Here is a 7761-nt window from a genome sequence, read left to right on the forward strand (position 1 = left end):
TGATAGAAACAGAAGCCACTGGAGCACCTCAAAAACACCATCATACACTAAATCAGTAAGTTGGCAGCATCACCAAGGATCGCATCCAGTTTCCTTATCGGAAAATAGGCCTGGTCATAGTTGCGATCCACCCGAAACTGGAACTCGTGATAATCATCATCGAGCTGAATGAAGTATTTACACCCGACCAGTTTTGCCTGGTCGAAACAGGCATTACGGGCGTAAAAAATTGAGCGGCGGTCACAGAAATTATCGGCTTCGTCAAAACGACTGGCGATATCGGCTTTGGAAAACACCAGCACCTGTTCACCAAATTCAGCCATGTACTGATGCCGTGTCTTATCTTCATCATCAACAACGATAAAAATTTTCCCGGTATAGCCAGCACGACGCAACGTCCGGTAAGTCAGAACTTTGTCCGGTCGCCCGTGAGTCAGAATAAAGGCGCAAAAATCATCACGCATATTCCTCCTCCTCACCACCATGCTTGATCTCCACCATGCGCTGCGTCATCCGGACAAATCCATTTTCAATAGCCTGCTGATAATCAATGATCACCAGCGCCGACTCCTCGAAAAAACACTGAATTTCAGCGGGGGCGTGAGCGTAATAGTCCGCAATTCTGCTGAAATTAAACACCGTGTGACGTTCTGCCGCACACAGGAGGAATTTCTCAATATCAGGCTCAAGGGACGCCGAACGTATCCGGCTGATCAGCTCCTGAGTTTTCGTATCGTCGTACAGTTCACTGATATCCGGTTTACCGCCCGACGGCTCATAAACAGGCGTATCAATTTTCGTCGTATACGGCTCCTCCTCATTTCCTGTACCGGGCAAAACATCCGTCAACAGTTCATCAATTTCTGTCGGGATGAAGCCTGTCAGGGAGACATCAAAATCAGCATTGATTAGGTCCGACAGCTCCATCCGCAACAGATCTTCATCCCAGCCAGCATTCATCGGCAGGCGATTATCTGCCAGGCGGTACGCCTTTTTCTGCTCATCCGTCAGGCCAGACAGAACAATGACCGGAACAGAATCCATTTTGAGCATTTCAGCCGCCATAACACGACCGTGACCCGCAATAATTTCGCCCTTTTCGTCAATCAGCACTGGATTAGTCCAGCCGAATTGCTTAATACTTTCTACCAGTTGTGCCACCTGCTCAGTACTGTGCGTCCTGGCGTTGTGCGCATACGGTGACAATTCTTGTAATGGGCGATAGACTATCTTTAATTTCTCGCTCATACAGCCTTGCTTTATGAATAAAACGCACCCCAGCAGCCAGTGCTACTGGGGACGGAGGTGTTGCTGGTAAAGTTAGGTATTGGATCAATGAGTGAGTCAACATAATATTAAACTCACAATTATAAATCAGCCATATATTAGGAGCGCCAAAAAAAACCTGAAAACAATATAATAACAGGATAAATTTCAAGGCGACCAAGAATCATAGCTATGCACATTAAACATTTTGCAATGTCATTAAGCACTCCGAATGACGATGCAGTAGCCCCAAAACCTAATCCCATATTATTAATACATGCAGCCACTGTTGCAAATGATGTAAGAAAATCATATCCCATACCATTTAACACCAGTATAAAAAACACCGTGAAGAGAGTATAAAGAAAAAAGAAACTCCATACAGACCTCATTACACGATCTGTAACTATCTTCCCTCCTACATTTACACTCAACAACGCTCTGGGATGAGAAAGCTGATTTATCTCGTGTTTGCTTTGTTTGAAAAGTATAAGAAATCGAAGTGACTTAATTCCACCACAAGTTGAACCTATACATCCCCCAAAGAAACTTGACAACAGCAAAAACACTATCGTGTGCGTGGGCCAACTTGCATAATCCTGCGTAGCTAAACCATTATCAGTGAGCATGGAGCTGGCAAGAAAAAACGAATGAATAAAACTTCCATGCAAGTCATACATACCTATATGCCAGACCTGGAAAGAGGTAACAATGATCACCCCTAAGGCTATTAACAGAAAGAAACGAAGTTCAATATCTCTGATTAAAGGTTTTATCGTTTTCCTGCTAATAACAATATACCAAAGAGTGAAGTTGAAAGCCGATAGCAGGGAAAAAGAACCAGCCACCAGCTCAATCAAATAGTTATTAAAATATCCGATACTCTCGCTATGAGTTGAGAAACCACCAAGCGAAACTGTGGAAATCCCGTGACAAATAGCATCAAACAAAGGCATTCCTGCAAGTCTATAACAGACAATACAAGCAATACCTAATAAAGAATAAGTTATCCACAGTGTCCGTGACGTATCGGCCAGGCGGGGAGTGAGTTTGTCATCCTTAAATGGCCCCGGCATTTCTGACTGATAAAGCTTTGCACCACCAATACCCAATAATGGCAATACAGCAACCGCCAGAACAATAACTCCTAAACCACCTATAAAATTTAACTGTGACCGATAGTACAAATATGCCCGAGGTAATGAACTAACATCATCAATTACAGTTGCTCCTGTTGTTGTTATTCCAGAAACCCCTTCAAACAGAGCATCAATGAACGTTAAATTAAGTTCTGAGTCAATCCATAAAGGGAATGCACTAATAACAGAAAACAAAATCCAAAACATTACAATTATAATAAACCCATCACGGGTACGTAATTGAATGCCAGATTTCTTAGTTGTATACCACGCTCCGCCACCAATGCAAAAAAATATAACGAAAGTTATAAAGAAAACGAACAGGCTTTTTTCTTTATAAAACAATGCTACAACCATTGGTGGCAACATTGAAAGACTATAGAGCCAAACCAGGAACCCACACATATGAGTAACAACTCTTACATGAGATGTATTCATATCTAAATATTCTTTCAATTATAACCACCTTGCTGCAATATTATGATTATACTGTATAAAATTTAACTCCTCTTAGATCTTACTTCACTGTTCCTTATGAAACAATCATCAAAATGAATCATATTGTAGTTAAGATTTTACTTTAAACACTGCTCGGTTATGTATTGCTGAGCACCTTCAAGTTGGGCCTGCATCATTACCAGTCGTTCCCGGAGGGTGAAATAATCCCGTTCAGCGGTGTCTGCCAGTCGGGGGGAGGCTGCATTATCCACGCCGGAGGCGGTGGTGGCTTCACGCACTGACTGACAGACTGCTTTGATGTGCAACCGACGACGACCAGCGGCAACATCATCACGCAGAGCATCATTTTCAGCTTTCGCATTAGCTAACTCCTTCGTGTATTTTTCATCCAGTGCAGCAACATCACGCTGGCGCTGCTGCATGTCAGTAATGGTGGCGTTCGCCTGGCTGAGTTTTTCCTTCGCTTTATCGCGCTGGTCTTTGTAGGAGATGGCGTTATCACGGTAATAATTGACTGCCCATGACAGGCTGACGATGATGCAGATAACCAGAGCGGAGATAATCGCGGTTACTCTGCTCATTTCTGCCCCCACAAACAGATTTCACGCTCAATCTCACGGCGAGTCATCAGGCCTTTCCATTGCTTACCGCCAGCGTATGTCCAGCGACGTAGCTGATCACATACGCCTTTGATATCGCCCTGGTTTATTTTGCGAAGAAGCGTCGATGTTCTGAAATTTCCAGCACCCACGTTGTAAACGAACGAGTAAAGAGCACCGCGCGTTGTTTCCGGTATATCGACTTTGATGTACGGGTTAATTTGTCTGGCGACCGTGGCAAGGTCTTTATTCAGGAGGGTTTTGCATTCTGCTTCGGTATACGTTTTACCGAGCATAATGTCTTTTCCGGTGTGCCCGTAACATACAGTCCATACGCCAACGATATCTTTATATGGTATGTAGCTGACACCTTCCAGACCATCGTCACCACTCGGACCAGTGATGAGCACAGACGCTATGGCAACAGCCCCACCACCAATAGCAGCTGCTACAGCCTTGCGTAATGATGGCGACATTATTCACCTCTCGCAGCCTTACGCTTATCTTCTTTAATCTTGAAATAAAGGTTTGTCAGATAAGTGAGAAAACCCAACACAAGGCTTCCAAGCACTCCAATCGCCGCCCACTGTGACGGACTGACCTGATCAAGCCACTGTAAAAACCAGTAGCCAGCACTGCCTGCAGAGGTGCCGTAGGCAATGCCCGTTGTTAACTTGTCCATGGATTTCATAGCCTCACCTCCGCGAATAACGGATGGTGTACACGGTTCGGAACGAAGAGGAAAGGTATAGAAGTTACATTAGCGTAAGGCTTGAACATCTATTCAAAAAGAAAAACGCCAGCGATTATTCTGGCGTAGCTGAAAGCATCATACAATTATCAAATACGAAAATTACAAAATCATTAAAACGCATCACGTTACATCATGTCTTTTTCTAAAAAAAATCTTGATGAATATTGATGGGGAGGAACACCAAAATATCTTCTGAAAACACTTACAAAATATGACGTGTTTTCATAACCGCATATCTCAGCAACTTTTCCAACAGAATATAAATTGTAGCTTAATAACCTTTCCGCCATCACCATTCGCTCTTCAAGAATTAATTTACTAAATGATAAGCCTTCGTGCTTTAATTTTCTTTTTAACAGACTTTCACTCAGATACAGTCTTGAAGATATATCACAAAGTCTCCATGCTGCAGATATATCCGTGTGAATAATAGCCTTAACTTTACTTCCTAAACTATTAAGACATCCAAATAAAAAACTTTGCACTATTTTCTCTGAAGATAAGATAGCAAGACATGCAAGTGATATTTGATTTCTAACAAAATCCACAGTTCTGCCATCACAATTCAAGCATGCAATCAAGTTCTTTAACAATGAAAAATCTTCACATTCCACCATCAAGTATGCCGGATAAAACCTTCTTACAGAAAAAGGTGAGAGTGTGTTGCTTTTAAAGAAATCATTAACTGTTTTCTCTTCAACATCTACGATCATTACATGATCTATATTTGATGAAAAAAAATCTTTCAAATTGTAATCAATGAGAACAGCACTTCCTTTTTTAAACAAAATATCTTCTTTACCAATTCGGACATCAAACGAGTTCAACACCAAAATGATAGAACATATGTATGGCATATTATCCACCTGATATCATTGGGGTTACACCAGGTAAGTATAGGTGGAAAATCAATATTCGCCAGTTCAACAATAAGGAAAATCTCATTGCATCACAAGTATAAAATTATGTATTTAACTCACAAAGACAAATTATTAAACCAATCTGTTATATTATATATAGCTGCGTGGAATCATAATATCATATATTTTGACTGGCATGTTTACCAAATTTAAGTTGCATCTCAATGGTTTCTTCAGCGTAAACAGAGTTTTTATACAAACTGACACTCTGGGTATCATAGTGTAGTTTTTACGATTGTAAATATCCTGTATGCAGGAACTCATCCTTTTGGATGATATCGCATACAATTAATTTACCATCAGTCTTAGAGCCAGTTCGTCCGGATAGGGATCGAAGTAATTCTGTGTAAGCAAGTAATCATTAGGATACTCACCCAGATAATGCTTCAGCAGAGTCAACGGCGCAAGAAGAGGTAATGTGCCAGAACGATAGTTAAGTATAACCTCGCTCAACTCTTTACGCTGGCGTGTACTTAAGTAGTTACTAAAATACCCCTGTATATGCATCAGCACATTCGTGTGATTTTTACGTGATGCAGGTTTTCTGAGAATCGCCATCAGCTTATCACGATACACCTCAAAGTATGATTCAAGATCCGCCCACTCGTGTATTGCAGCCACAAATGGTCCCATATCTTTATAGCCTGTCTGACTATGCGCCAACAACTGAAGCTTATAACGACTATGAAAAGCCAATAACTCTCTTCTTGATAATTTCTCCTTGTAAAGGTGATTGAGCTCATGCAAAGCAAAAACTCTTTCAACAAAATTCTCACGAAGCACTGGATCATGTAATCGCCCATCCTCTTCAACCGGTAGCCAGGAAAACTTTTCCATCAAAGTGCTCGTAAATAGTCCCACTCCATCTTTACGACCTCGATTACCATTTTCATCATAGACACGCACGCGCTCCATGCCACAGCTGGGAGATTTAGCACAAACCACAAACCCCGATACATCCTTTAATTTGTCCATATAAGAACGACTAAACTCTGTCATTCTCTCTGTCACATCCTCATTCTGGTCGTGGCTGAAACACATCCGTATATTTCCTTGCGTCGAGCGCACAAGACGTAGAGCAGGACGCGGAACTGGCAGCCCTATAGCCATTTCCGGACATACTGGTCTGAATGTTACCCATTCCACTAATTTGTCCATTAAAAAGTCAGCTCTTTTGTGACCACCATCAAAACGAACAGCAGAACCGGCCAAACAACCGCTGATTCCAATCACAGGTTTTTTTATCATATCCTCCCCCTTGACTAATTCATTAACACATAAACTGTGTAGTGCACGGAATAAATTGCCTTTCTGGCGTCATCACTGACAATTTTTCTGTTATGGACTATTCCTAATATAGTATGAAAGTTCTTTAAGTGATCGGTCGTAATCATCTATCTTTCATACTTACTCTCAACTATCAAAAGTACAGGATTTATTATGAAGTTATGGCCTGTGTTGACTGGCATTGCGCTCTCTTTCACTCTTATAGCATGTAAGGCCCCGACACCACCTAAAGGTGTGCAGCCGATTACAAATTTTGACGCCAACCGCTACCTCGGAAAATGGTATGAAATAGCTCGCCTCGAGAACCGGTTCGAACGTGGTCTGGAACAGGTCAGCGCTACTTATGGAAAACGGAACGACGGAGGGATTCGTGTACTTAACCGTGGATACGATCCAACGAAAAATCAATGGAGCGAGAGCGAAGGTAAAGCATACTTTACTGGAGATACTAAAACTGCAGCGTTGAAGGTTTCGTTTTTTGGCCCCTTCTATGGTGGCTATAATGTAATCAAACTGGATGATGAGTATAAGTATGCTCTTGTCAGTGGTCCGAACAGAGAATACCTATGGATTCTGGCAAGGACCTCAACTATTCCAGATAAAGTAAAAGCAGACTATGTGCGAACCGCTCAAAAGTTGGGATTCAATGTCAATGAATTATTATGGGTTAAACAATAAAATCCCTACCCGAAATGATACTTATTAGAAAAAAACCAGCCTTTGGGGAGGCTGGCTAAATCAGGAAACAAGCTGTTATATGATAATAACTACGTTGCGATTCCAACATTTAAAATGTTAGACTAATGACAATCAGACAGCAACTTTTCCTTTAATTATTTCGAACAATCAGCATCCATCTCCAATCGGAGATCCAACACCATCAGCATACCCTCCACTACGCCCTCAGCTTTCTGGAGCATCCTGCCAACCCAACAATCAGATCGCCCATGCTTACGTGCAAGCGCCATAAAAGTCATGCCGCCGACATAATAGTCCACCAATAAATCATGCAAATCGCTGTTGTTCTTTTTCAGACGGGCCATGCACCCGCAAATGATCATCGCGTCATCGTCACAACATTGTGGGCGAGATTTTACTTTTGAAGGAATTAATCCCTTAAAACCGGCGGCAATGGACGACCAGGTCACATCTTCATGATTATTAGCCGCCCACGCTCCCCAACGCTCAAGAACCATCTGAATATCACGCATCAACTTACTCCACAAAAATCAGACCAGAACGCCAATTACAAGCAAAAATCGGCTTTGTTGAATAAATCGAACTTTTGCTGAGTTGAAGGATCAGATCACGTATCTTCCCGACAACGCAGACCGTTC

Annotated in this window: 9 protein-coding genes and 1 pseudogene; 1 reads left to right on the forward strand and 9 read right to left on the reverse strand. The window is 42.0% G+C overall.

Going from position 1 to position 7761, the window contains the following annotated elements; all coding sequences use genetic code 11:
* Positions 1-74 precede the first annotated feature (74 nt).
* The 8 genes and pseudogenes from FC814_RS21550 to FC814_RS21590 form a co-directional block, all read right to left on the reverse strand.
* Positions 75-464, reverse strand: a pseudogene (locus FC814_RS21550) (hypothetical protein); the annotation flags it as partial.
* The gene (locus FC814_RS21555; RefSeq protein WP_137326447.1) at positions 457-1248 is read right to left on the reverse strand and encodes a ParB/Srx family N-terminal domain-containing protein; all 792 of its coding nucleotides are present in this window, start codon (positions 1246-1248) and stop codon (positions 457-459) included. The gene FC814_RS21555 and the pseudogene FC814_RS21550, both read right to left, overlap by 8 nt.
* A gap of 137 nt (positions 1249-1385) precedes the next feature.
* Positions 1386-2843, reverse strand: coding sequence for a Trk system potassium transporter TrkG (trkG, locus tag FC814_RS21560; protein ID WP_137326449.1), 1458 nt, complete (start codon positions 2841-2843; stop codon positions 1386-1388).
* A 196-nt stretch (positions 2844-3039) separates the two neighbouring features.
* Entirely contained in the window at positions 3040-3225 is a 186-nt protein-coding gene (gene rzoD / locus FC814_RS21565) for a prophage lysis lipoprotein RzoD (RefSeq protein WP_001228696.1), read from the reverse strand.
* Positions 3226-3441: 216 nt separating this feature from the next.
* The gene (gene rrrD, locus FC814_RS21570) at positions 3442-3939 is read right to left on the reverse strand and encodes a lysozyme RrrD (RefSeq protein ID WP_021550628.1); all 498 of its coding nucleotides are present in this window, start codon (positions 3937-3939) and stop codon (positions 3442-3444) included.
* Positions 3939-4154, reverse strand: coding sequence for a class II holin family protein (locus tag FC814_RS21575; RefSeq protein ID WP_000839583.1), 216 nt, complete (start codon positions 4152-4154; stop codon positions 3939-3941). The genes rrrD and FC814_RS21575 overlap by 1 nt, the downstream gene beginning before the upstream one ends.
* Positions 4155-4342: 188 nt before the next feature.
* Positions 4343-5074 (reverse strand): helix-turn-helix domain-containing protein, encoded by a 732-nt coding sequence (locus tag FC814_RS21580; RefSeq protein WP_001146308.1) that lies wholly within the window; start codon positions 5072-5074, stop codon positions 4343-4345.
* Between the two features lie 351 nt (positions 5075-5425).
* Positions 5426-6385 (reverse strand): DUF523 and DUF1722 domain-containing protein, encoded by a 960-nt coding sequence (locus tag FC814_RS21590; protein ID WP_000592547.1) that lies wholly within the window; start codon positions 6383-6385, stop codon positions 5426-5428.
* 192 nt (positions 6386-6577) lie between these two features.
* Here FC814_RS21590 and FC814_RS21595 point away from each other — a divergent pair, with 192 nt between their 5' ends.
* Positions 6578-7102, forward strand: a complete 525-nt coding sequence (locus tag FC814_RS21595; RefSeq protein ID WP_137326448.1) for a lipocalin family protein — start codon at positions 6578-6580, stop codon at positions 7100-7102.
* A 155-nt stretch (positions 7103-7257) separates the two neighbouring features.
* On the opposite strand, the gene FC814_RS21600 is transcribed toward FC814_RS21595, so the two are convergent.
* The gene (locus FC814_RS21600) at positions 7258-7635 is read right to left on the reverse strand and encodes an antiterminator Q family protein (protein ID WP_001204777.1); all 378 of its coding nucleotides are present in this window, start codon (positions 7633-7635) and stop codon (positions 7258-7260) included.
* Positions 7636-7761: the final 126 nt, after the last annotated feature.

The sequence above is a fragment of the Escherichia sp. MR genome, assembly GCF_005280595.1.
GTDB classification, from domain to species: domain Bacteria; phylum Pseudomonadota; class Gammaproteobacteria; order Enterobacterales; family Enterobacteriaceae; genus Escherichia; species Escherichia ruysiae.